Source organism: Streptosporangium vulgare (assembly GCF_042428775.1).
Classification (GTDB): domain Bacteria; phylum Actinomycetota; class Actinomycetes; order Streptosporangiales; family Streptosporangiaceae; genus Streptosporangium; species Streptosporangium vulgare.
The window spans coordinates 1-632 of sequence record NZ_JBHMBS010000150.1; the positions used below are offsets into that span (position 1 = coordinate 1).

At 52.1% G+C, this 632-nt stretch carries 1 protein-coding gene; it reads left to right on the top strand.

The window, feature by feature from the left end; translation table 11 throughout:
* Positions 1-107: 107 nt before the first annotated feature.
* Positions 108-632 (top strand): hypothetical protein (locus ACFFRH_RS44920; RefSeq protein WP_512701149.1); only part of this gene is annotated, 525 nt, incomplete at its 3' end.

Here is a 632-nt window from a genome sequence, read left to right on the forward strand (position 1 = left end):
TATTAAAAACAACTTTTTGTCTTTTTACCTTCCCGTTTCGCTCAAGTTAGTATAAAAAAGCAGGCTTCAACGGATTCATTTTTCTATTTCATAGCCCGGAGCAACCTGTGAACACATTTTCAGTTTCCCGTCTGGCGCTGGCATTGGCTTTTGGCGTGACGCTGACCGCCTGTAGCTCAACCCCGCCCGATCAACGTCCTTCTGATCAAACCGCGCCTGGTACCTCTTCTCGCCCGATTCTGTCGGCAAAAGAAGCGCAGAATTTCGATGCTCAACACTATTTTGCATCCCTGACACCAGGTGCTGCAGCGTGGAATCCTTCCCCGATTACCCTGCCTGCGCAACCTGACTTTGTTGTCGGCCCGGCGGGCACTCAAGGTGTAACGCATACCACGATTCAGGCGGCGGTAGATGCGGCAATTATCAAGCGTACCAACAAGCGCCAGTATATTGCCGTGATGCCTGGTGAGTATCAGGGAACGGTATATGTCCCTGCCGCTCCGGGTGGAATTACTCTGTACGGTACAGGTGAAAAACCGATTGATGTGAAGATTGGGCTTTCCCTTGATGGTGGCATGAGCCCTGCCGACTGGCGTCACGACGTCAACCCGCGCGGCAAATATATGCCAGGT